This window comes from Colwellia piezophila ATCC BAA-637, from assembly GCF_000378625.1.
In the GTDB taxonomy this organism is placed as follows: domain Bacteria; phylum Pseudomonadota; class Gammaproteobacteria; order Enterobacterales; family Alteromonadaceae; genus Colwellia; species Colwellia piezophila.
In genome coordinates, this window is the sequence record NZ_KB905167.1 from 130,087 (window position 1) to 155,913 (window position 25,827).

At 39.4% G+C, this 25,827-nt stretch carries 17 protein-coding genes; 13 read left to right on the plus strand and 4 right to left on the minus strand.

What is annotated here, in order from left to right; translation table 11 throughout:
* The first annotated feature begins 10 nt into the window (after nucleotides 1-10).
* The 7 genes from F580_RS24590 to parC all read left to right on the plus strand — a co-directional run bounded on the left by F580_RS24590 (nucleotide 11) and on the right by parC (nucleotide 10,074).
* On the plus strand, nucleotides 11-436 hold the full coding sequence (locus F580_RS24590; RefSeq protein ID WP_019028450.1) for a hypothetical protein: 426 nt from the start codon (nucleotides 11-13) through the stop codon (nucleotides 434-436).
* Nucleotides 437-1,678 carry an HlyD family secretion protein gene (locus F580_RS0114435; protein WP_019028451.1) on the plus strand — a complete coding sequence of 414 codons (1,242 nt, stop codon included), beginning with the start codon at nucleotides 437-439 and terminating at the stop codon, nucleotides 1,676-1,678.
* Nucleotides 1,679-1,951: 273 nt separating this feature from the next.
* On the plus strand, nucleotides 1,952-3,037 hold the full coding sequence (locus F580_RS0114440; RefSeq protein ID WP_019028452.1) for an ArsJ-associated glyceraldehyde-3-phosphate dehydrogenase: 1,086 nt from the start codon (nucleotides 1,952-1,954) through the stop codon (nucleotides 3,035-3,037).
* 8 nt (nucleotides 3,038-3,045) lie between these two features.
* Nucleotides 3,046-4,284, plus strand: coding sequence for an organoarsenical effux MFS transporter ArsJ (gene arsJ, locus F580_RS0114445; protein WP_040357439.1), 1,239 nt, complete (start codon nucleotides 3,046-3,048; stop codon nucleotides 4,282-4,284).
* 112 nt (nucleotides 4,285-4,396) lie between these two features.
* Nucleotides 4,397-6,310: a tetratricopeptide repeat-containing diguanylate cyclase gene (locus F580_RS0114450; RefSeq protein ID WP_019028454.1), complete on the plus strand. Its 1,914-nt coding sequence runs from the start codon at nucleotides 4,397-4,399 to the stop codon at nucleotides 6,308-6,310.
* A complete protein-coding gene (locus F580_RS0114455; RefSeq protein WP_019028455.1) occupies nucleotides 6,307-7,593 on the plus strand; it encodes a GGDEF domain-containing protein in 1,287 nt (428 codons plus the stop codon). The genes F580_RS0114450 and F580_RS0114455 overlap by 4 nt, the downstream gene beginning before the upstream one ends.
* Before the next feature lie 171 nt (nucleotides 7,594-7,764).
* On the plus strand, nucleotides 7,765-10,074 hold the full coding sequence (gene parC / locus F580_RS0114460; RefSeq protein ID WP_019028456.1) for a DNA topoisomerase IV subunit A: 2,310 nt from the start codon (nucleotides 7,765-7,767) through the stop codon (nucleotides 10,072-10,074).
* A gap of 133 nt (nucleotides 10,075-10,207) precedes the next feature.
* Here the strand turns inward: parC and F580_RS0114465 are convergent, their stop codons facing one another.
* Complete coding sequence (locus F580_RS0114465; protein ID WP_019028457.1) at nucleotides 10,208-12,457, minus strand: winged helix-turn-helix domain-containing protein; 2,250 nt, start codon at nucleotides 12,455-12,457, stop codon at nucleotides 10,208-10,210.
* 549 nt (nucleotides 12,458-13,006) lie between these two features.
* Between F580_RS0114465 and F580_RS0114470 the strand changes: the two genes are divergently transcribed.
* The 3 genes from F580_RS0114470 to F580_RS27130 all read left to right on the plus strand — a co-directional run bounded on the left by F580_RS0114470 (nucleotide 13,007) and on the right by F580_RS27130 (nucleotide 17,517).
* Nucleotides 13,007-16,066, plus strand: coding sequence for a TonB-dependent receptor domain-containing protein (locus tag F580_RS0114470; protein ID WP_040357440.1), 3,060 nt, complete (start codon nucleotides 13,007-13,009; stop codon nucleotides 16,064-16,066).
* A 144-nt stretch (nucleotides 16,067-16,210) separates the two neighbouring features.
* Complete coding sequence (locus F580_RS0114475) at nucleotides 16,211-17,356, plus strand: metallophosphoesterase (protein WP_019028459.1); 1,146 nt, start codon at nucleotides 16,211-16,213, stop codon at nucleotides 17,354-17,356.
* A gap of 32 nt (nucleotides 17,357-17,388) precedes the next feature.
* Nucleotides 17,389-17,517 carry a hypothetical protein gene (locus tag F580_RS27130; RefSeq protein WP_281167225.1) on the plus strand — a complete coding sequence of 43 codons (129 nt, stop codon included), beginning with the start codon at nucleotides 17,389-17,391 and terminating at the stop codon, nucleotides 17,515-17,517.
* A 104-nt stretch (nucleotides 17,518-17,621) separates the two neighbouring features.
* Here F580_RS27130 and F580_RS0114485 read toward each other — a convergent pair whose 3' ends face one another.
* Nucleotides 17,622-18,347 (minus strand): YebC/PmpR family DNA-binding transcriptional regulator, encoded by a 726-nt coding sequence (locus F580_RS0114485; RefSeq protein ID WP_019028461.1) that lies wholly within the window; start codon nucleotides 18,345-18,347, stop codon nucleotides 17,622-17,624.
* 697 nt (nucleotides 18,348-19,044) lie between these two features.
* Between F580_RS0114485 and F580_RS0114490 the strand changes: the two genes are divergently transcribed.
* Nucleotides 19,045-19,893 (plus strand): N-formylglutamate amidohydrolase, encoded by an 849-nt coding sequence (locus F580_RS0114490; protein ID WP_019028462.1) that lies wholly within the window; start codon nucleotides 19,045-19,047, stop codon nucleotides 19,891-19,893.
* Nucleotides 19,894-20,084: 191 nt separating this feature from the next.
* Here the strand turns inward: F580_RS0114490 and F580_RS0114495 are convergent, their stop codons facing one another.
* The gene (locus F580_RS0114495) at nucleotides 20,085-22,256 is read right to left on the minus strand and encodes a cation:dicarboxylate symporter family transporter (RefSeq protein ID WP_019028463.1); all 2,172 of its coding nucleotides are present in this window, start codon (nucleotides 22,254-22,256) and stop codon (nucleotides 20,085-20,087) included.
* Nucleotides 22,257-22,877: 621 nt separating this feature from the next.
* Between F580_RS0114495 and F580_RS0114500 the strand changes: the two genes are divergently transcribed.
* Nucleotides 22,878-24,020, plus strand: coding sequence for an HlyD family secretion protein (locus F580_RS0114500; protein ID WP_019028464.1), 1,143 nt, complete (start codon nucleotides 22,878-22,880; stop codon nucleotides 24,018-24,020).
* Complete coding sequence (locus F580_RS0114505) at nucleotides 24,010-25,083, plus strand: DUF2955 domain-containing protein (RefSeq protein WP_019028465.1); 1,074 nt, start codon at nucleotides 24,010-24,012, stop codon at nucleotides 25,081-25,083. The genes F580_RS0114500 and F580_RS0114505 overlap by 11 nt, the downstream gene beginning before the upstream one ends.
* On the opposite strand, the gene F580_RS0114510 is transcribed toward F580_RS0114505, so the two are convergent.
* The gene (locus F580_RS0114510) at nucleotides 25,075-25,824 is read right to left on the minus strand and encodes an SCO family protein (protein WP_019028466.1); all 750 of its coding nucleotides are present in this window, start codon (nucleotides 25,822-25,824) and stop codon (nucleotides 25,075-25,077) included. The two genes, F580_RS0114505 and F580_RS0114510, sit on opposite strands and share 9 nt — an antisense overlap.
* Nucleotides 25,825-25,827: the final 3 nt, after the last annotated feature.

The window sequence follows — 25,827 nt, forward strand, 5'->3', positions numbered from 1 at the left end:
GACATGTTAAATGAATACAGAGCATATTCCAGCGTATTTAGCTGGCGCTAATAGTGACCCTTTAATGGTCGTTATGGCCGTTATTCTTGTGGTAGTGATTTTGGTTGGTGGCGTTTTATATTTCAAGCTTCATGCAGTGCCAGAACATATAGCCCATGGAAAAAATCATACCCAAGTACAACTGATTGCTATCTTAACTATTTTGGCTTTATTCACCCACAATAATATATTTTGGGTTGCAGCCCTAGTGCTAGCCGTGGTTGAATTCCCTGACTTTTTATCGCCATTGAAATCTATTGCCAAATCACTAGAAACAATTGCCCAAAGCAAAAAAACAAATAATCAGCAAGACGTGCAGCAAAAAATTGAGAAAATTACTGAGCAAAGCTCGGCTCAAGAGAGTAAAGCGCAAGCAGTCGTTAAGGAGAACAACTAGATGTTAGAAGTACTGCTGTGTTCACTTTTTACCATATTGCCGGATTATTTATTTAGAAAATATCGTCAAGGCAAGACTTGGGGCAAAGAAATTACCTTTTTTACTATGTGGTATGAACTGCGCTGGGGAATATCTGCCTGCACTATCTTAGCGATCTCACTGGTTACTTTAATCTTTTATTACCACCCATCGACCACTAATGCGACGCCGATGTTTCGAACGGTATCAATAATACCTGAAAAAAGTGGCCGGGTTCAGCATGTGTTTGTTGAAAATCATCAGCAAATAAAAGCCGGTACCGCTTTATTTAACATGTATGATGAATCTCAAGTGGCGGCTATAGACACGGCTAAAGCACAAATCCTGCAAGTTGAAGCTGAGTTTGTTACCGCTTATGCCCAGCATGCAGTAGCGATAAGTCTCGTTGAAAGGGATAAAAGTGCTTACCAACGTTCACTGCATGAATATGACCGCAAAAAGACACTCGCCTCCAAAGGTGGCAATATAATCAGTGAAAGTGAAGTGGAAAAAATGGCTGATACTGTGGCAATCAAAAAGGCATCATTGTCAGCTTCTCTCGCTAATCAAGCGTTAGCCCAAGGGGCCTTAGACACTATACTGCCGGCGAAAAAAGTCAGTGCTATCGAAAAATTAAACACTGCACTTGTTGAGCAAGGCAAGCGCACTATTTACGCCCATATTGATGGCGAATTACAGCAATTTGCCTTACAGCAAGGGGATTTTGTTAACCCTATGTTCCGCTCTGCCGGTATTATTGTTCCCTCATCGGGTAAGGCTTCAGGAAAAGAAGCAGTACAAGCAGGCTTTAACCAATTAACGGCGAATGTCATCAAAGTAGGTACTTTTGCTGAGATTACCTGTATGTCTAAACCTTTCACTATCATACCAATGAAGGTGGCACATGTGCAGAGTGTCATTGCTAGCGGGCAAATAAGGACTGTTGAGACCTTATTAGATATACGAGAAAGAGCAAGGCCAGGCACACTGACCGTTAGGTTGGTACCTTTATATGAAGGAGGTCTTGATGGTGTTATTCCAGGAACAAAATGTATCGCTAATGTTTATAGCTATCACCATGAATTAATTAATAGTGGCACACTGAGCACGACAGAAGTAATCTATTTTCATATGGTGGATGCGGTCGGGGTTGTTCATGCCATTATCCTAAGAATGCAAGCCTTGGTACTGCCCGTTAAAGGTTTAGTTTTTTCAAGTAACTAGAAAGATAGCAACGAATTTAATACTTAAATAATCAAGCAAAAATAGGCTGGGTCATAAAAGTGTCATGTATTTGTAATATCGTTATATAACCAAGTTACTTGAAACCTGCATCTTCGGGTTGTTTGGTTATAGTAAGAATCCTCTTTTTAAGAGGATTTTTTTATGGTCGAGATTATCAGTATAAATATATGAGTTTAGATAGTTGTTAATAACCATCATTACGAGTGCATGGCTTACTTGCAGTCAATTGAGTACACAGGGATAAGATAACGAATGACAATTAAAGTAGGTATAAACGGCTTTGGCCGAATGGGACGATTAATTTTACGTGCTGCTTGGCATTGGCCAGAGGTTGAGTTTATCCAAATTAATGATCCCGCGGGTGATGCGCCGACACTGGCGCACTTACTTAATTTTGATTCTATTCATGGCCGTTGGCAATATGAGGCGACAGCTACCGATAGCCTAATGCATATTGAGGGAAAATCTTTAATTGTCAGCCAAAATGATGCCATAGCAGAAACAGATTGGTCCGACTGCGATCTTGTTATTGAAGCATCAGGCGTCATGCGCGATAAAGAGAAGCTACAAGCTTATTTTAACCAAGGTGTTAAAAAGGTTTTAGTGACCGCACCAATGAAATTGGCGGCTGACGGCTCAGATGATGATATCGTTAATATTGTTATCGGGGTAAATCAACACTTATATCAAGTCAATAAGCATAATATTGTTACTGCGGCCTCATGTACTACCAACTGCTTAGCACCCGTTGTTAAGGTACTGCAAGAATCTATAGGTATTAAACATGGCAGCATGACTACCATCCACGACATCACTAATACCCAAACCATTTTAGATGCACCACATAAAGATTTACGCCGCGCTCGAGCTTGTGGTCAATCATTAATTCCAACCACTACCGGTTCAGCAAAAGCGATTACTGATATTTTCCCTGAATTAAAGGGTAAATTAAATGGTCATGCCGTGCGGGTGCCTCTGGCAAATGCTTCCTTAACTGACTGTGTTTTTGAAATGCAGCGTGATGTCAGTGTTGCAGAAGTAAACCAGTTAATGGCTGATGCAGCACAAGGGGAGTTAAAGGGGATTTTGGGCTATGAAACTAGGCCTTTAGTGTCGGTTGATTATAAAACTGATGCCAGATCCTGTATCGTCGATGCACTCTCAACTATGGTGATTAATGGCAGTCAATTGAAAATGTATTTGTGGTATGACAATGAATGGGGTTACGCTAATCGCACCGCGGAGCTAATGATATTAATCGCTAACAGTTTAGGTAACGTGAGTGATAATCATATCAAAAATAATACTATCGAAAATAATGTTAACCAAGGCGAGTGAGTAATCGTTTGTTTGAATTTAGCTCCTTGTCGCCAGCGATAAAAAAATATCTGGCCATCACCGCAAACTATTGGGCATTTACCTTAACTGATGGCGCGTTGCGCATGCTGGTATTGCTGTACTTCTATCAGTTAGGTTATAGCCCCTTTGCTTTAGCGACATTATTCATTCTTTATGAGGTTTTTGGTGTTATTACGAATCTAGTTGGTGGTTGGCTGGGTGCTCGTATTGGCTTAAATAAAACCATGCTAATTGGTCTAGTTATCCAAGTATTAGCGTTATTGCTGTTAGCTGTACCCAGTGAATATTTAAGTGTAGCTTATGTTATGTTGGCGCAAGCACTGTCGGGCATTGCTAAAGATCTTAACAAGATGAGTGCTAAGTCGAGTATTAAACTGCTGGTTACTAACGAGAACAGCGAGCAGGTGCACAGCACGCTCTTTAAATGGGTGGCTTTACTTACCGGCTCAAAAAACACCCTGAAAGGGGTCGGTTTTTTTCTAGGTGGTTTATTACTTACTCTTGTCGGCTTTCAAAGTGCGGTGTTATTCATGGCATTCTCGCTAGCAATCGTTGCCATGTGTACTTACCCTATGCTGCGTGGCGAACTCGGAAAAACGAGTTATAAAGCAAAATTTAGTCAGTTGTTTTCAAATGAAGCGCCTTTAAATTATTTATCAGCAGCGCGTTTATGCTTATTTGCAGGTCGTGATGTTTGGTTTGTTATTGCCTTACCTGTTTATTTGGCAAGTCAATTACAGTGGCAGCATCAAGACGTTGGTATATTTCTCGCTAGCTGGATTATTTTTTATGGCATTATTCAAGCGAATGCGCCCAAAATACTTATACGGCTATCAGGCAAGGTAAAAAAAAACTCATGCCAGCAGGCTACGCTTTGGTCTTTGTTACTGGCGTTGGTAACGCTGATTTTATGCCTTGCTATTTACCTTTTTCCGCACAGTAATACCGTGCTAGTCGTTGGCCTATTCATATTTGCTGCTACTTTTGCTATTAACTCATCACTGCATAGTTATCTCATTGTTGCCATCGCTAGAGAAGATGGCGTATCAATGGATGTTGGCTTTTATTATATGGCCAATGCCATGGGCAGACTGCTAGGCACCATACTTTCAGGTGTTATCTATCAGCAATTGGGGTTATTAGCCTGCATGTCTTTTGCCTTCATCTTAATTTTACTAGCAAGTTACTTTATTGGAAAAGTTAAAGGCTCAAATATTACGCTTTAACTCTCTGACCAAATAGTTTTATACTGACTATAGGCTGTTTTATCAAACGGATTCATATAATAATTCGTTTGGTCTTATCTTCGCTTGAAGCTATAGGTTAAGGAAACTCTACTTGTTGTACATTGTTAAAAAATACTGCCTCGGGCTAACTGCCATTATCTGTTTTAGCTGTCTTTTGCTATCGCTGGTTAGTCGTGCTCAAGACAGGGTAAACCCGAAGCAATTCAATCACACTGTTGAGCAAATTAAAGAACTCAAAAAAACTGATTTAGCAGGATCGTTAAAGCAATTAACCGTTTATGAAAACTCACTACCTGCACTGACGATAAAACAAAATTTACTGTATTTTAAACTGCTCACTGAAATTTACATCGACCAGAATAAATATAGTGCCGCTAAAAAATCAGCCAATAAAGGCTTAGTTATTGCGAAAAGCCTGGCTAGTCCGAGCTTAACTATAAGTGAACTTTTATACTTAAAAGGTTTTGCTTTTGAAAGTTTAGGCAATACTTCACAAGCGACTATAGAGTATAAAAAAGGTCTGGGAATTGCAGAGTCGTTACAGGATCAAGTGCAAGTCGCAGAAGGCTTGATTAATTTGGGGGCCATTGCTTATCTTACCGAAGATTATAAACGTGCGTTAATCTTGCTTCATGATGCTTTTAACATTGCCTCACAAACCGACGATGAAGACCTTAAAGGTACTGCCAATACAGAGCTTGGCATCGTTTACTCACACTTGCGGCAAGACAAGCAGTCAATGGCCTATTACCAACAATCATATTTGCACTTTAAAAAAGCGGGTTTACTGCGAGCAGCACATAACAGTCTCAATAATATAGCCCTTACCCATATCAATAATAAAGACTATCAACAAGCGTTAGCGGTTTTTAATATCATCTTGGCCGAGTCTTCTCAAGACAGTCCAAATGATAGTCTATTTAGCCTCTATTCGGGCATGGCTTGGGCGTATTTAAAACAAGAAGACAGTAACCCTGATGCAGCATATCAATATTTATTGAAGGCAAAGCAGTATTTGAAAACTACCGAAACACTGAATGTACAAGTTAGGTTTTATTATGATGAAGCCAGTGTTTTATACAAATTAGCACGCTTTGATGAGGCATTAATTAGCTTAGCCACGATTGAAAAAATATTATCATCCCATCAAGAGTTATCGCTAATTAGCAAGCAAAGCTACGTCAATTTAATTAGCCTCAAAGGCAGTATTTTAAATAAGATGGGACGTTTTCAACGGGCCTATAAGGTTAAATCTCGGGTCATTAAGTTAACCGATACCTTGTATGAAAACGAAGATAATCGCTCTATCGCTCAAGTACGGTTGAGGCTTGAAGGGGAACAAGCGGATAAGTACAGTAAAGTATTACAGAATCAGAACCTTCTCTATGAGGCCGATTTACACCAAGCCCAACTAGAAAATGAAGAGCAACGCTTATATCTTATTCTGAGTGCTTTATTTGCCTTGGCTTTCGCTTGGATCTTAGTCAAATTAATTCAAAGTCAGCATAAGCTTAAAGTTGCCTCTAATGCAGATAGCTTAACCGGAGTCGCTAATAGAAGACGTTTGATGAAAAAATCTCAAGCGTTGTTCAAGTTTGCCAAGATAAAGCAAGATCACTTAAGCATTGTCATGATTAATATCGACCACTTCAAAGACATAAATGAGAAGTTAGGTCATAGCGTTGGTGATAAAGTGTTAGCTCAAGTCGCGACTATTGGCGCTAATCTCATGCGGAAAAATGATGTTTTCGGCCGTTATGGTGGTGTGGAGTTTATGGTGTGCTTGCCTAAAACACCATTGGGGTCGGCTATAGACATTGCCGAGCGAATTCGTACTTCAGTGAGCCAGCATTCATGGCCGTTTAATCACCTTGAAACGGTAAACGTTAGTATCGGTGTTGCCACGTTGGCAGCTGATAGTGATTTAATCAGCTTAATAAAACGAGCGGATGAGCAGCTCTATCATGCTAAGGCATCGGGAAAGAATAAGGTTTGTGGCCAATGATGAGGATTTCGATTAAAAGGTTTTGGCTATTACGGCTAATACTGTTAACTGTTACTTTCACTAGCCAGGCTCAAAGCGTTGTTGGTGTGGTAGCCGTTGAAAATTTAAATAACCTTAATCATAAATTACTACCTACGGTAAGCTCTTTAGCGATTAATAGTAAGATAGTTGCTTTGCATGCCCAACTAAAACAGCAGCCAACGAATACTGAAAAGTTAAATAGTATCTTAGCGCAAGTTAACTTAATTAAAATTAACACTATAATGCCCCTTAATGCTGCCGAGCAATATTTAGTTTTTGTGGCGCAAGCACTAATAAAAGAAAAAATAGCGAATAATAGTACCGATAACCAGCTAAGTATTGAGGTTATAGCACTCTTGGCGCAAGCGGCTAAATTGTCAGTGAGTATTTCCGAGCAACAATTGAGTCAGCCAATATTTTTACAATTACACCTTCTGCTAGCAAAACACTATGCAAGGCAAGGTAAGTTTGATTTAGCTTACCTTGAAAAGGAAAATTACTTAAAAAAATATAATACCTATCGTAAAAATAAGCGATTAGCGATGATTGCTTCTTTAGAGCAGTCGTTTGAAGTTAAAGATAAAAAAGCCAACAACGCCTTGCTAGTCAGTCAAAATAAATTAAAAGTACGCCGGGTTGCTGAAGCCAAAGATCAAAAGCATAGTCAGCAGTATAATTTCACGTTGATCATTACTACCACATTTATCTTTATACTACTTTTTTTCAGGCAGCTAAGAGTACGAAATAGGCTGATGTTATTAACCCGCACTGACACTTTAACAGGACTAGCTAATAGAAATTCTTTGTTTGAAAACGGCGCTAAAATGATCGCCAAATTCAAGGAACAACCTCAAGAGTTCTCAGTGCTATTGTTAGACTTAGATCACTTTAAAAAAATAAATGATCATTTTGGTTATCAAGTTGGAGATGAAATTCTCAAGGTAGTGTCACAGATGGTTAAAGAAACCATGCGTTCTCGTGATGTGTTTTATCGTTTAGGCGGCGAAGAATTCGTCGCTTTATTACCCTTTGCCGATAAAAATAAAGCCAAAGCGATTGCTGTACGCATTAATGAAAAAATATCACAACATGATTTCTCATTATTAATGATGAGAGGGAAAGTCACCGTGAGTATAGGTGTTGCGACTATGGAGCATAATGAAAAGAGCTTTGATGATATGCTTCATAAGGCAGACTTGGCTATGTACCAAGCCAAGGACCAAGGTCGAAATAGTGTCGTTTGTTATCAAAAAATTGCTTAGCGAGCAGAAAGAAGGGCATTTTAATGCTTTTGTTACTTTAACTATTTTTTCTAGCGGCATAATCAGATAAGCTATAGCGGTTATCATCTGGTTTATTTTGACTAACCATAGTCAGGCGTTAAACCTTTAATAATAAAAATAATTATACCGTTAAATCAGGAAACTCCTTTCATGTCAGATGCGCTCGAATATAGCCTAGATGGAATAGAACAAGTTCCATTAAGGCGATTTACTGAAGAAGCTTATTTAAACTATTCCATGTACGTAATTATGGACAGGGCCTTGCCGCACATAGGTGATGGCTTAAAGCCCGTACAAAGACGTATCATTTATGCTATGTCAGAGCTTGGTTTATCAGCGACAGCTAAATTTAAGAAATCAGCGCGTACTGTTGGTGATGTATTAGGTAAGTTTCATCCACATGGTGACAGTGCTTGTTATGAAGCCATGGTATTGATGGCTCAGCCTTTTTCTTATCGCTACCCGTTAGTTGATGGCCAAGGTAACTGGGGGGCACCCGATGATCCTAAATCCTTTGCCGCCATGCGTTATACCGAGTCGCGCTTATCTAAATTTAGTGAAGTATTACTGGCTGAATTAGGCCAAGGTACCGTTGATTGGCAGCCAAACTTTGATGGCACCCTGAAAGAGCCAGTCACACTACCTGCTCGTTTACCGCATATTCTGCTCAATGGCATTACCGGTATTGCTGTTGGTATGGCAACGGATATTCCGCCGCACAATGTACGTGAAGTGGCCCAGGCCTGTGTGCATTTAATTGAGAATCCTAAAGCTGAAGTAAGTGACTTACTCGAGTTCGTTAAAGGCCCCGATTACCCGACAGACGCCGAAATAATTACCCCGAAAGCGGATATCGAAAAAATTTACCAAACCGGTCGCGGTAGTATTAGAATGCGTGCTGTATATGATGTTGAACACGGCGATATTGTGGTCACTGCACTGCCACATCAAACATCGGGTGGTAAAATATTAGAGCAAATAGCCGGCCAAATGACCGCGAAAAAGCTGCCCATGGTGGCCGATCTTCGTGATGAGTCTGATCACGAAAATCCGGTACGCTTAGTGATAATGCCTCGTTCAAATCGTGTCGATATTGAACAGCTAATGCAGCACTTATTTGCTAGTACCGATTTAGAAAAAAGCTATCGTGTAAATATCAACATGATAGGTTTAGATAACCGTCCGGCAGTTAAAAATTTACTGGTCATTTTATCTGAATGGCTTGAGTTTCGCCGTGAAACCGTGCGCCGTCGGTTGCAATATCGTTTAGATAAAGTATTGGCACGTTTACATATTCTTGATGGCTTACTGGTTGCCTACTTAAATATTGATGAAGTAATAACTATCATTCGTGGTTATGACGATCCTAAAGCAGAATTAATGTCGCGTTTCTCTATATCAGAAACGCAAGCACACTCTATTTTAGAAATTAAACTACGCCAACTTGCTAAGCTTGAAGAAGTAAAAATTCGCGCCGAGCAAGACGAGTTACACATTGATCAAGAATACTTAGAGAAAATCCTTAGTTCAAAAGCGCGTATGAGTACGCTAATGAAAAAAGAAATTCTTGCGGCCGCCGAAGAATACGGTGACGATCGTCGCTCTAGAATAGTTGAACGTACTGAATCAAAAGCACTAACCGAAAAAGATTTAGTGCCAAGTGAAGCAGTTACTATCGTAGTTTCTGATAAAGGTTGGGCTCGCTGTGCTAAAGGTCATGATATCGACCCAACTAGCTTAAGTTATAAAGCGGGTGATGGATACTTATGCTCATCTAAAGGGCGTAGTAATAGGCCGGTGGTCTTTATTGGCTCTGATGGTCGAGCATATACTACCGACGCGCATACCTTGCCAACGGCGCGTTCTCAAGGCGAGCCGCTAACTGGGCGATTTAATCTCGCTACCGGGAAAAGTTTTGTTCATAGCATAATGTCTGATGACGATGCTAAATACCTATTAGTGAGTGATGCCGGTTACGGTTTTGTCACTAGTTTTACTGATATGGTCAGTCGAAATAAAAATGGTAAGGCCTTAATCAGCTTACCAGAAGCGGCTAAAGTGATGGCGCCGCAAGCGATTAATAACTTTGAAAATGATTATTGTCTAACCATTACCAGTGAAGGCCGCATGTTAGTTTTTCCGGTTAAAAATTTGCCACTACTCAGTAAAGGCAAAGGTAATAAGATCATTAATATCCCATCCGCTCGAGCGAAAACCCGTGAAGAGTTTGTCAGTATGCTTTGTATTATTCCAGACGGGACAGCAATTACTTTACATGCAGGTAAACGTAAGCTGACGTTAAAGGCGAGTGATATAGAGCACTATAAAGGCGAACGAGGACGCCGTGGTAATAAACTGCCTCGTGGCTTACAACGTGTTTCACAGGTGGAAATTGAGTCTGCTGTTGTCAAGGGTGCCGGCGAAACTAATACTGATGAAGCAGCTCAAACGAGTGACTAAAGCTATTATCGATAAGTCAGGGTATTACTCGCGGTAGCGACTCTATCTTAGCGCGATTTCCATAATAAAAAAGGCCAACAAATAATACCTATTTGTTGGCCTTTTTATATTCGGCTGCTTACTATGCCAAGCATTAAAATAAGTATTTTTTTGGCACCATTTTTATATTGGCTTGAGGAAAGCTACTACTGGTATAGAGTAAGCGATCTTCAGTTGCGAGGTAGGTAATGCTATCTGTTTTAGAGATGGAGTTTAACGGTAATCTCACTAGTGGGGTCTGAATTTTCTTTTCGAGATCATAGGATAACAATTGATAATGATCATCAAATATTTTTTGATAATAAACATGACCTTTATTATAAGTCCAAGCGTATAAGGTATTAAATAAACTCCCGTCAATCACCTTATCGCCAGCCTGCACATCATAGATGTTTTTTTGCCATAAGCCTCTTCTAAGTTTGGTGTAAAGCAAGGTATCTGCAGAGGTCATTATACCAAAACGAGCGCCATCAAAGGTAAGGCGCTTGGTGCTAGAGTTTGCGATATTAATGCTATAAATATCAGTATGTTTTTCACCATAGATGGCAGAAATTATTTCACTATCATCGATTGACCAATTTGGACGGTTATGCTGTACAAAAGGGCTTTTTAGTAAGGTAACTTGCTTATTTTTAAGTGAATAGATATATATGCCATCACCTCTATCTTCAGATAGTGGTGCTAAAAAGGCAATCATTTGGCCATCGTGTGACCATTTAGGGTAACGTATGGTTTGTTTTAAATTAGTTAACTGTTTACGTGCACTGCCATCAGATTTCGCAGACCACAATTCATCAAAACCAGATTCATTGGAAGAAAATACCACTAAATTATTTCTTGGGCTGTAATCAGGTGATTCATAGGTGAAATTTGATTGTAATACCGGGAAAGGGCTACTGGCTATCGCATCATTGAGTTGTAAGCTTACTAAGGACGAGTTTTCTTTCCGCTCTTGGTAATAAAGTTGCTGCGATTTTTTGGCAATACTTGGGTAACTAAAACCGGTTAAATCTAACGATTTTTGTACTCTACTTTCAATATCCATAACAAAACCGAAGCGGTTATCGGCGCGTTGTGCGGCAAAGACTAATTTTTGACTATCGCCAAACCAAGTCATACCGACAATATCCTCTTCATCGAAGGTAAGTTGTTCGGTTTCTTTAGTGGCGAGATTAATCAGATAGATATTTTCACTTAAACGATTAATTCTCCTAGCAACAGCTATATATTTACCGTCGGGTGAAAAGGCCATATCTCTATCTTTATAGGTACAATTGCTATCGCAAGAAAAGCGAGACATGGCAAAGTTTTTTGATTTTAAATCAATAAAATATATGCCTGTTCTTTTAGCCAAAGCCCCTTTGTTATACACCGCAAGTATTTGGTCATCAGGGGAAATGTCTAGGTAATAATAAACCCCTCGCATAGGGCAAGAAGCGAGTCGTGTCTCTTGTTGGCTAGATACTTTTAACCGTATGTAATGGCATGTGTTATTAGCTTTATCTTTACGTGAAAAATACAGGTATTGACCGTCATTACTCCAAACACTATGCCTTTCTACGGCATTATCAAAAGTTAATTGCTTAGGTGGCAATTCCATTTGATGGGTGTCTTTCATAAAAAGATTGGTTGGTTGGTTGGTTAATACTTGGCTGTATACTAAAAAACGCCCATCAGGTGAGGGCGCAGGAAAAAGCTCGCTGCCTGGGTGATTGGTAATGGCAGTAATCTCAGGACTTTCATTATTCGGCAATTGCTGAACATAAAGTAGTAATAATAAAGTAACGATTAACGTTACTAGTATATAGGTGCTGCTTATTTTTTTTGTTTTTGTCTTGCTGTTAATCTTTTCAGCGGCATCTTCGATGAGTTGTCTGTTATTAGTACTTTGCTCTTGATAGGGTGATGTATCCATCGACGTTTCAATGGAGCTATCAATAGAGCTTTCAATGGAGTAGTTTATTGAGCTTTCTACTAGTTCAGGGCTAGATATCTTCTTAATTTTGCTTGCTTGGGTCTGCCATTGCGGCTCAGGTATTAATTGATAACCAGCCTTACGAATAGTTTTTATAATTTCTTCTTCACCCTCGGCGCAAGTGAGTTTTTTACGTAGATGCCAAATAGCATTCGTTAAACTTTTTTCACCGACATAACTATCTTGGCCCCAAATGTGATCAATAAGTTCGTCACGAGGTACAACGCGGCCGTGGTTTTCTGCCAAATAAAATAACACCTCGATAAATTTTGGCTGGAGTGATTGTTTTTTTAGCCCACTTGCTTGTATGGAAAATTCAGCCGGAATTATCTGATATTGATTAATTTTGAACGGTTTATTGGGCATCATGTAAATTATATTTTGCTCTATTAGTTCTGTTTTATTGTTTTAGTGGTGTCCATTTCAGTCCATGAATTCACCGTTTTCAACCCCTTCTAGCGTTAACTTCATGCTAACAAAATTCTTAAAGCTAAGTAACTATTTTATCTGGATTTTGCCGGCTATGTTTTTTTTTGTCGTATTTTGTTCTCCATGTGTAGTTAGTTTGTAATCGTGTAACTCAATGCTTTTAAAGTGTAATTTTTGTTTTTGTCGATAATAGATATTAAATAGATATACAAATGATTTTCTATAGATTGCTTAAGTGGCCTTATTTTCTTAAAACAGAGAAAAGCTTATTTCTATCTACGTTTTATTAACACAAAGTTACTTAAACATAAGATGTTTGCTTTTGTGAGTTTTACTTATGATCTGATCTGTCATGAAACGTTTTGTAAGTAACTCGGCTACTTTTACCAGCAGTCAAGCTGTCTGCTTTTAGAGGTCAACCAAAACATAATAATAATATGTAAAAACATAAATAATAAAACTAAACAAAAACACTAAGAGAGATGAATGATGAATAAGAGTCCAATCACCATCGCAATTCAAACTGCAATATATACAGCAATTGCCGGTTCAGCATTAACATTTGCACCAGCAACTTTTGCTGCTGACGCTGAAAACTCAGTCGCTAAACCCGTTGTTAAAACAACACCTGCTGAAGAAGTGAAAAAAACCGAAGCCGATGAAAAAATAACCGTAACAGGTTCACGTTTACGTCGTGACAGTTTTAGCGTAGCAACGCCTCTAGCAACCATGAACAGAGATGCGATTGAAGATGCCGGTATTGGCTCTTTATCCGATATCTTAATTGATGAATTACCGCAACTTTCTGAAGGTTTTAGTAACTCAAACTCACAATCAAGTGTATCAGGCACAGGCCTTTCAACCGTCGATTTACGTAACCTAGGTACTAACCGTACGTTAACGCTAATTGATGGTCGACGTACTGTTTCAAACAGCTACTCAGGTAACTACGTAAGTTTATCAACTATTCCTTCAGGCATGGTAGATAGAGTTGAAGTTATTACCGGTGGTGCTTCAGCAGCTTATGGCTCTGACGCCATTGCTGGTGTGGTAAACATTATTACCCAACAAGACAAAGAAGGTTTATCTTTCAAAGTAAAGGGCGGTGAAAGTACAGATGGCGGCGCTAAAGAGTTAGGTCTTGATTTCGACTTTGGTACTGGATTTGATGATGACCGTGGTTATCTGTTCTTTAGCTCTTCTTATGATAAAGACTGGGGCCTTACGTTTGATGATAGAGAGCGTGCTCAGCAGGAAGACTCATGGGATTATGATGAAGACTTAATGTGTAACCAGATGCAGACCGAAGACGGTGATAAATGCATGCGTGATATTTCACCTGCTGATTGGAGAAGTCGCAGTGACGGTATCTTAGGTGGTGTATTTGATGAAGGTAGCGGTGGTAAAGGTGGTTATTGGTATGATGGCAATGAATATAAAGGTGATACCTGGCTAGAAGAACGTGATGGTATCAATAGTAACCAGTACGTTATGCTTAAAGTACCAGATGAAAAAGCCTCTGTTGCATTAAAGCTTGATTATGACTTAACTGATGATGTGATGTTTTATGGGCAAGTACAATACAGTTATAACCGCTCTATCAATAATAAATCACCTGAAGATTCATATGAAGGTGAAACTGCCGTAACTTATAATCCTGAAACGGGTGAGTTTGGTGAAATTAAAGCAGGTCGAATCCCTGCTGATAATCCGTTCATGCATCCTGAAATTGCTGATCAAGCCAGCTCTAAAGGCGTGAAATGGGATCGCCGCTTTGGTGAAGTTGGTAATATTATCAACGACAATACCCGTACCACTATTCGTTCATGGGCTGGTCTGCAAGGTACTATGTTTGATGGTAGCTGGGATTGGGATTTATCTGCAGGTTACGGTAAATTTAAACAAAGACAAGTGCGTTCAAACGAAATTAATGTTTACAACTTAAAAAATGCATTAGATACCGAAGTAGTGAATGGTGAAGTGCAGTGTGCAAATTCTGTCGCTGAAGCTGACTCAGGCTGTGTACCACTTGATTTATTTGGTGAAGGCTCAGTTACTGCTGAAATGGCCAACTACCTTCGCGTCAATCCTGAAATAAATACTGATAATGAACAAATGAATGTACTTGGTTATATTGCCGGTGATTTATTTGAAATGCCAGCGGGCGCGGTTTCATCAGTATTTGGTTTTGAATACCGTAAAGATACTCAAACAGTAAGTACTAACGTACCTCAAGGTGGTGTTACTTTTAACTATGTACCTGACTTTAAGGGTTCTATCGGAGTAGCAGAGATTTTTGCTGAAGCGGCTTTCCCATTATTAAGAGATGTTGCTGGCGCGAAAAGCTTAACGGCTGAAGTATCAGCACGTGTCGGTCAATACGACCTTGATAACGTTGATATGGTTGAAAGTTATAAAGTAGGTTTAGTATGGGAACCTATTGCAGGTTACGCCTTACGTACTAACTGGGCAACTTCACAGCGTGCACCAACTATTACTGAAGCGATGTCGCCACCACGAGGTGATTTTGATTCATTCGATGATATCTGTGATAAAACTACTGAGACTTCAGATGAACCAGGGCACAACAATTGTCGTTTAGAACAAGGTATCGCTGATACTATTGCTGGCGGTAATGAGTTTGAAGATGATAACAATGGTTATTCACCAAACGTAGGTAACTCTGATTTATTTGAAGAAACGGCTACTACGTTTACTGTCGGTGTTACTATGGCTCCGGCCTTTTTAGAAGATTTCAACTTAGCGATTGATTACTATGATATTTCAATCGAAGATGCGATTACGTCATTTAGCAATGAAGATATTCTTGAGTTTTGTTATGACTCTTCGTTAGCTTACGGTCCGGAAAACTCTTTCTGTAATGATGTTAGTCGTGACCCTGATGGCCAAATAACGGGCATCATGCAACGTGTATACAACCAAGATGAAATCCGCACTAGTGGTGTTGATATCGCTGCTCAATACCGTTTAGATTTAAATGATTTTGGTAATCTTAAGTTTAAACTTGATTGGACACACGTACTTACTCATGAAGAGACTAAGACTTCACCTGATGGCCAATATACTACTGACTATGTAGGTTCATTATCAGCAGGGATTTTTGAAGATAAAGCAACTGCATCAGTGAGTTGGTATAAAGACGGCTGGCGCGTGCGTTGGAGCATGAAGTACAAAAGTGGTGTAAATTCAAGCGTTTCTCGTTATGACGAATTTTATGCGCCTATTGATGCAAACAAACCTGGAATCTTCCCTGTATACGAAGCGAACTGTGCTGCCGATGCAAGTGCTTGTGTTGATAACCCAGAAAAACCTTACCAGTTAGCCTTACCTTCATACGTAAGAAATGATGTTTCAGTATCTTACACTATGGAAGTAGCAAATGAGGCGGACTTACGTTTATTCGGTGGTGTTAATAACATCTTTGATAATAACGGTGCGTTTATCTTAGGTGGTAAAGGTAACTTTGATAGCGAGTACGGTGGTGGTAAAGGCCGTTACATCTATGCAGGTGCTGAAATCAGCTTCTAATGCTTAGCTAATTAAGCTAATTAAGCTAGTTAGTATGGAGGTTAACGTGGTTAACCTCCATTTTTTAAAACCTCACATGGATGTGGTTTTCTTTATACTTCTCTATTTTCTGTATATTCTTTGTCTTTTCTTTCCGGAGTTTCTATGTTCAACCCTATTTATTTCACTTTGCGTTTCGTTGCCTTAACGACCACCTTATTACTTGCAAGCAGTGTTTCAAGCTTTGCTTTTTCCAGTGCCGATGAAAAAACAAAGCTTGAGTCATTACCACCGGTTAACGATGGTCCTTATGTTTTTGTAAACCAACAACAGCAGCTTGAATCGTACTGGCTGTGTCAGGGCAAGGTGGTGAGCCAAACTGTCTCTGTAAGTGCTTTTCCAAAGGTGATGAGCGCCTGTGGCATGCCTGCACAAGTACATGACTTTACTAGCCTTGAAAATAAAGTGCTCGAATTTTCAGGGGACTTTCCCGTTGCCGCCTTAAGTGACTTCCACGGTAAATATAATTTAATGCTTGAGTTATTAACGAATAACAACATTATTGATGAAGATAAAAAATGGGCCTTTGGTAAAGGTCATTTTGTCATTACCGGCGATATTTTTGACCGTGGTGATAAAGTTACTGAGATTCTGTGGTTCTTATATGATCTAGAGCAGCAAGCTAAAAAAGCCGGTGGTGATATTCACCTCACTCTCGGTAATCATGAGGTCATGATACTTAATGGCGATTTACGCTACCTACATCCTAAGTATATTGAAACGGCGAAACAATTAAAAAAGCCTTTTGAGCAACTCTTTAGTAAAGACAGTATCATCGGTAATTGGTTACGCAGTAAGCCAGTTTTGGTAAAAGTAAATAATATGCTGTTTGCCCATGGTGGCTTTCACCCAAGCTTAGCGACAGAGCAGCGCAGCTTAATTGAAATTAATACCATCTTTAAAGCTAGTTTGATTAAAGCTGAGCTTGATAAACCACGTGAAGGTTGGGCAAAGTACTTGCACAAGACTAATGGCCCTATTTGGTATCGCGGTTACTTTTCTGCAGATCGCGGTAAAGATGGCGGTGCTAGCTCAACGGAAATTGATTTATTACTTAAACATTTTGATGTTAAACATTTAATTGTTGGTCATACTTCACAAAAACAAATAGAGACACGCTATCAGGGTCGAGTGATTGCCATTGATTCAAGTATCAAGCGTGGCAGTTACGGCGAGATATTATTTATTGAAAATGGTAAAAAGTGGCGTGGCAGTTTAAGTGGCAAGGTATTACCACTTTATCACCAATAGAAACACGGCTGTAATCAAATAAGGCCGAGTGATTGCCATTGATTCAAGCATCAAGCGTGCTTACCATGGAAGTAAAGTACGGTGAATTATTATTTATTGAAAACGGTAAAAAGTGGCGTGGCAGTTTAAGTGGTAAAGTACTACCGCTGTACCATCAATAATTCAGTAATTGTTTTGTAGTCAGATAAATATCAAAAAAGCCAATATCAGTAATGATATTGGCTTTTCGTTTTCTATCTAAAGCTGTTATTGCTAGCTAGATATATTAATCTTTAAGTTCAGCATTATGATAAACGTTTTGCACATCATCACAATCATCTAACATGGCAATGAATTTTTCAAAGTTTTCTAGGTCTTCTTCACCTTCAACATCGATGTAGTTCTGTGGTACCCAAGTGATCTCTTCAACTTCTAGCTCAAATTGTGGCATTGAGCTAGCAAATTCAGTTTTGATTTTGAAAAACTCAGTATGTGGTGCATAAACGGTAATGATGCCATCTTCTAACTCAACGTCAGTTACATCGATATCAGCCATCATTAGGTTTTCTAATACGGTTTCATCATCTTCACCTTTAAAAGCGAAAACAGCTTGATGATCAAACATGTGAGAAACGGTACCAGAAGAGCCTATTTTTGCATTTGATTTAGAGAAACATTGACGTACATCTTTAATGGTACGGTTACCGTTATCGGTTAAGCAATCAATAATCACCATACAGTTACCTGGGCCAAAGCCTTCATAACGTGCTTCAACGAAATCTTCGCCGCCAGCACCAGAGGCTTTTTTAATTGCATTGTCGATAACGTGAGTAGGTACTTGGTCTTTCTTTGCACGGTCAATTAAGCCACGTAAAGCAAGGTTACCATCAGGGTCAACGCCACCATTCTTAGCACAAACGTAAATTGCTTTACCGTACTTAGAGTAAACTTTAGTTTTGGCCCCTGCGGTTTTGGCCATAGATAATTTGCGGTTTTGGTAAGCTCTGCCCATCTCAATGTCTTCTTTTATGTTCAAAAATATAATGCGCTAGATTCTACCGTCTCCACGGTGACTTGACTAGTGCTCATGCGGATAAATTCACAAAATTTGCTGTTAGAACAACTGAGAAATATTAATCGTTATGCGGGGTAGTAGTGGAAAAATAAGTACTTTGCTATTCCCGGTAAATTGACCTCCAGTTGTCGTATTATAACTATCAAGCCATTGAACGTTTTGGGGTGATTTAAAGGTGCTTTGTTGGCCATTAATCGAACTTAGCGCATTAAACGTTATAATGGTCCAGATTGCGGTACAGTCATTAACTCTCTGTCGCCACTATATTGGCAACTGTTTTATCCGGAAAGTTAAAGGAATAACTATGTCACAAGAATGGCTACGCTAGGAAGAAGCGCAGCTAGGTGGGTAAGTAGCCTATCCGAGTAGTAAATAAAAAAATAGTATTACCGCTTCGAAGGGGCAACATGATCTGATTAATTTAATCTAGATGCTTATCGGCGCATTCCTTATGTTAGTCAGTTAACGCCCCTGAGAAGATTAGGTTATATTGCACTAATTAGATAAACAAATTAAAAGAAAAAATCTGGCAAAACGCTGCTTTATATCAACCTTTTCAGTACACTTCTACTGTGATATAAACTATAACCTATGATATTACCCGTATTAACCATCTAACCAAGGGAGCTCACTTATGACTGAGCAACATACCGAACAATTTACCGAACAAGAGATTATAAATAAAATTAATCAACGCCAATGTTTTACCGCGACTGTTGTTGGCGGAGCTTTCACTCTTAAAATTGACCAATATATTCCAGCTATGTCTGCGGCTATTCATGATGGTGGTAACTTTAGAGCTGAACTTGAAGATAACTGTTTGTTAGAGCAAAGCGATCGATACTATGAAGAAGATCCCTATACCGGCAGTTTTATCGCAGAGCAAGCCATTACTTTAATTGCCCATGACTCGCGTTACGAATATGATTTAAATCGCAATACCGATGAGTGTGTATACGAAACTGCTTGGGGCAAAGAAATTTGGAAAAAGCCGCTAAGTGAAGATATTATCGCAAAGAGCAAAGCTAAGCATGCTCAGTTTTATCGCATTGTTGCTGCTGTAGTTGAAGCGTTAGTAGCAGATTTCGGTCAATGTATTGTTTACGATAATCACTCTTATAACTTTAAGCGTCATGAGCGGAAAGACTTACCGGTAATCAACCTTGGCACAACGTCTGTTAAGGGAGAACAGTGGCGACCGATTATTGATAGCTGGCTCAGCGCTTTGCAAAATATGAAGGTTGATGGCATTGAGATAACCGCTGCGGAAAATGATATTTTTTATGGTAAAGGTCACTTAGCGGGTTTTTGTCATAGCCGTTACGATAATGTTTTAGTCTTGGCGACAGAAGCTAAAAAGGTCTTTATGGATGAGTTAACCGGACAAGCTGATGAGGTGGTCTTGCCTTCGTTGCAGCGTGTTTATAATGAAACGGTTGCTAAGCATACTCAGTGGTATATCAAAAACTTCCACAATAGCTAAGTGAAAAAATACTAGGCGAGCTAATAAAAAAGCCCCTTTACTGTGAATAATAGTAAAGGGGCTTTTTTTGCTTTAGGCTTATCTAAAATTATCTAAACTTATCTGAAGTTAAGCGAGTTTGCCTTTGTAAGTTAAATTCGCTTAACTCAGTCTAGTTCAACTTATCTGAGCCTAAGCGAACCGAGAAAAGATTAAACCCAACCCAGCACATCTTTCATCACCGACCAGCGGGGCTTTTTCGCTTTAGGATTTTCGCCTAAGATCCAATAGTTATAGACCTTTTGTTGAAAACCATTTTCCTTTTTAAGCCTAAGCCAAGTATTCATGTACTGTACGTAGTCTAATTGCCCCTTTGGCATAACAAAAGCAACCGGCGCTCTAAACCTTAGCCCTTTAGGAATAACCGCGGAGTAATTTGGATAGAGCATAGCCCATGCAGAGCCCGCTTCAAGTGAGTAAACTAAGGCGTCTACTTCCTTATGTTGATCTTTAAGGAAATTTCTAACATGTTTTACTTCGGTTAACTCAGCGTTTGGAAAATACTCTTGAACAATTTCTTGGTAATATTTGCTTTTCTTCATCCCCAAATTTAGCTTATCCATTGCTTGAATCTTGTAAAGATCGGCAAACTGATCACGTTTGGCATCATTAACTAATAAGCCGAGAGTATGAAAAGAATAAGGGTTTGAAAAGGTCACTGTTAAGGCTCGTTTAGGAGTAATAGTACGGCCACCAATGGCAATATCAATGCTACCATCAGCCAGTAGTTCGGCTTCATTTGCCTTATCTTTATCTGAAATCCGAATTAGCGCTATATTAATATCAAGATCTTTAGCAAACTTATTGAGTAGCTCAACATCAAAACCGACAGGACGACCATCTTTGTTTCGAAATGCATAAGGTAAGCCGTCTTTGTAATAGCCGACACGAATACTTTTTCTGGCAAGAATGACATCTAGGCGAGGTTGTTGCTGTTCAAAATAACCTAATGGCGTCAGTGTTTTATACTGGTCTACTTTAGCGTTGCCACCCATTGATTGCATTGATTCAAACGTTTGTACACCTTCGTATTCGTAGGGGATTAATGACTTCAAGGTAAAACCTGCGGCTATCATTACACCAAAAGTGATAGCTAAATGCAGGCCTATGGCTTGCATCATTCTATGCCATTTTAGCTTCTTCAATACAGCTGAGGCGACCAGCAAAGTGACAACAAAACCATGCAATGCCGCCAAACCTGTGGCAAAACGTGCGGTAACAACACTGCCTAATAAATATAATTGAAATTGGTCAGCCGGTAAGTCAAAGAAGTTAAGTAAAAATGGGATGGCGACGGCCATGCTACCAAAAGCCGTTAACGCGCCCATAATGACAAATGAAATATAGTCTTCAAAGCCAAGAGGAGAGCCAACATACCAGGCTGAAAAGAGGATGAAACCTAAGCCGAGTAAAGTCCCCGTACTAGGGAAACTGTAGGCAGTAGGTACAAGTACATCAACTGTGGAGTCGGTCTCTTCACAATCCATACCGTGCTTGGCTAATAGCTCTTTGCTTCGTTCTATAATCATAGGTAACACAACTAATACCGTACCGGTAGCTAATGCTGTAATCACGGCTTCACCCGCGGTTGACATTATTTCACGGTATGAAAACGGTGTAGCCCAATGAATAAGTAATGGTAAGAATACAAAAGCGAGCAGCGCTGCTGCGGTGATATAAACCCATAAGAATACTTGTAAGCGACCAAGCTCATCAACTTCTAAGGTGCCGGCGGCAGAAGCTGAAATAGCAAATATTCCTAAAGGTGCTAATTTGGCAACATAAGAAGCGACTTTCATTAAGCTATCACCAATATTGGTGGTGAGTGTTAATAACGTTTCTTTGTTTTTTACTTGGATTAAGGCCACACCCATAAGTAGTGAAAAGAGCACAACGGCAGGCACGATAGTTTCTGATAAAGAAGCAAAAATATTACTCGGGATATACAGCTTAACAAAATTAAAATCAGCGGGTTCCGCAATCATGCTAGTACTGAAGAAACCTGCGGTTTGCCAGTCAGGATAAGCCAAGGGTAATAATAATAATGTTGCCATCACCGACAGCCACATAATGACGATAACTTTGATTGCACGTAGGCCGATTCTGCTAGCCATATCGCTGTCTAACCTGCCTAGGCCGCCAATGATTGACACAAGTACGTAGGGTAAAACAGTCATTTGCAATAAGCGGATATAAACATCGCCAATCACTGCCAAATTTCCAGCGGGCTCACCGACAAAAATACCGGTTGAGATACCTAGTATTAAAGCGATAATTACCCGTTGAAAAGGGCTGGTTTTTTTATAGAGTCGTACTATTAGCATTTTCTCTCCAGGGTAGCATAGAACATAGAGTCGATTTTATAGTAGTTATTATCGCTTTTCTAAGAGGTTTTTCAAGTAGTTGAACAAGTTAAATGGCAAGCTAGCTGATAAAATCAGACTTTATCTGCATCTACTCGTGCTCTAGGAGATAAAAAAATAAAAAACTGACGATGTAATGCGAGTTATTTTCTACAGAAGATAACTTATCAGTGATAACATCAAATGATATTTATATACCCAAGCTACTTCAACATGCTCATTTCAGGACGAATAAGCGATTCATAATCAAGGCGCGTATTTTATTAATGGTTATTCCCTTAATTACATACGCAAAGATGAATATGATTTGCTCATGCGTCCCAGCAGGGCTGGTTTAGAAACGGTTTATCCATCGTTATTGATTTCGACAAGGACGCTACACGGATGTAGCCTCTTAGAGAATGCAGGAGAATATTCTCCTGAATAACCATTCTCTTCAATCAATACCTTGCCTAAAGACGTTTCTAATTCCAGCTGAATCCTGCATCTTGAGGTTATTTGGGTATATGCATGACACTTAATATTTTTGGTATTTAGTGAACGATACCGCAAAGTAGTTTTAATTAGGGAAATCAAAATAATATGTCAGAACAAGAGCGACAACAAAATAAAGAAACTTCAGCGCCAGAAGCAAGCACAGAAAAAGAAACAACACCGGTAGCAACACAAGATCCCGTACGTAAGATAACCAAATATGTGTTAGTTATTACCGCTTTAATTTTTATCTGGTATATCATTGCTGATAGGCATGCGCCTTGGTCAGATCAAGCTCGAGTACAAACGTATGTTATCCCAATTGTGCCACAAGTTTCAGGACGGGTAACCGAAGTCTTGGTTAAACAAGACCAAATCGTTTCCCCTGGTGATATTTTATTTCGGATAGACCCAAGCGATTATGAGTTAGCCGTTGAAAGTGCTGAAGCTGCATTGGAGCTTGCCGGGCAAGAAATTGGCGCTGGTATGGCGTCTGTCGTAACTGCACAAGCGCAACTCGTGGTTGCAGAAACCAATGTTGAGCATGTTAAAGCACAAAGTGCCCGAGTGTTTGAAATGGAGCTTAAAAACGTTCTTTCTCACTCTGATGGTGATAAGGCACGTGCAGCAATCAAAGCGAGTAAAGCTCAGTTAATTAGTGCCGCAGCAAACTTAGATAAAGCCAAACAGTCATTAGGTGTTGAGGGAAATGACAACCCACGTATTCGTGCCGCAATGGCGCAATTGAAAAAAGCACAGTTAGATTTAAGCCGAACTGTGGTACTAGCACCCTCTTTAGGTGGCATCACTAATTTGCAAATTGATATCGGATTTTATGCCCAAGCGGGTGCTGCAGCGATGACCTTTATCGAAGGTAATACCGCTTGGATTCAAGTAAATTTACGTGAAAATAACTTAGCAAACCTAGCCATAGGCAACGCGGTTGAAATCACCTTAGATGTAAATCCTGGCACTATTTATCAGGGGACAATCAGTAGTATCGGTTTTGCTGTTGATACATCATCGACCAGTGCCGTTGGTGGTTTAGCTACGGTTGAGTCTAAAACAGGTTGGCTTAGAGATGCACAGCGCTTCCCTGTGATGATCACCTTTAATGACGACAGTACTAAAGGTAAGCGCCGTTTAGGCGGTCAAGCTGATGTACAAATATATACCGGTGATAACTGGTTTGTGAACGGTCTAGGTTGGCTGTGGATCAGGGTGTTAAGTATACTTTCTTATGTTTACTAGTACCAAAGGTAAAGTGAAACCCCAAGCAACTCGCTTTTTGTCATCATTATATGCCGATGTTAGTGCTATGCGGGTTTTACGTTTTGCTTTCGGGGTCACTTTTTCCTGCGGTTTAGCTTATGGTATAAATTGGCCATTAGCGTTTTTAATGCCTGTTTTTACCGCGATGATTTTGGCCATGCCACTACCAAAACCATCAGTTAAAGCCAGTTTAAATAATATGATGAGTACCTTAAAAGCCTTTGCTATCGGCTTAGCTTTCTCATTGTTTTTTTTACAGTACCCCATAGCTTACTTAATCGTATTGGCTGTGGTTTTATTCCATTTATATTATTATTTAAACCGCGGTGGCTCTTTTTGGTTTACCTTAATGTCGATGATCGCCATTTTAGTGTTACCTATGATTGCCAATAGTAATGAAGGTTTAGCAATAGGTTTTTCAGCAGGTTTTGTTTATTCAAGTTGGCTCACTATTGCCATGCTTTGGCTGGCACATTTTGTATTTCCTGACCCTAGCTTTACCCAATTCCCGATAAAACCCAAATACAGTAAAGCTTATTCGAAACTTGCAGCGCTTACCGCATTAAAAAGTACCTTAGTGGTTTTCCCGATTGCTGCGATTTTTATAAGTTATGGTTTGAGTGACTATTTATTAGTGATGGTTTTTTCGGCGCTATTTATTCTTAAACCTGACTTGGCACAAGGAAAAGAGGCAGGTAAAAATTCATTGCTGTCGACCTTTTTGGGCGGGGCATTTGCTTGTGTATTTTATTGGCTGATTGTTGCTGTGCCGCAATTTCATTTTTACTTATTATTGCTTTTTTCTACCGCATTATTTTTTGGTCGTCATATTTTTTCTGGTACACCAATGGCAAAATATTACAGCTCTGGTTTTATCGCATTACTCGTAATTGTTAATAGTGCTATGGCGGCGGATAGTAACTTTAGTGAAATTATAATTCAGCGAGTATTACTCATTTCTTCGGCAATTTTTTATATTATATGTGCTTTAAAAGTACTGGAACGTTATTGGTTCCAGGCCAAGAGCACTTCCTCAGAGTAAGCTGCGTTGTTGATAATACTTAATAACTTTTAAATAGTCGCTATAAAGAATATCAGGCGTAAAACTATTCATGCCAAGCTCGGTGATTTCAGGTGTAAACACTGCTTGTAATTCAGCCTCGGGGTTTATCAGTAATATGGTTAGTCCATGGCTAACCTGATAAATCTGCTCAGCTTTTGGGGCTGAAATAACCCCTTCGTTTTTAATAGTGTACTCATCGTCACCATTTCTATAAGCGCGAGTTATTTCAACTTTTATACCTAAAGTTTGTTGGAATGATTTCGCTTCTTCCGAGGTATTTGCGCGCATTGCAACAAACTTCTCTGAAAAATAATTAATATACTGAGCAAGTTTTGTTTGAGAGTCTCTATCTGGGTCAATAGTATAAAAAACAAATTGCGTGTCTAGCATGTCATTGCTTGCGTTGAGCAAGTCAGCAAGCTGAGTTAAAGTGAATAAAGTAGTTGGGCAAATATCAGGGCACTGAGTATAGCCATAAGTAATAAAGTGCCACCGCCCTATGAAGTAGTCACTATTAATAGCTTGCCCTAGATGGTTAGCTAATCGAATATTTGTTAATAGTTGCGCTTCTTTTAATATAATTCCTTGGATCTTAGGCAACTCAATATCGGCATGAGAATCTGTGTTAGCGGTTAAACGATAAAATAGTATCGTTAATACGATGACAACTAAAATAGGCAGTAGGATTAATGCTCGTTGTGAATTTGACAAGGTCTTCATGTT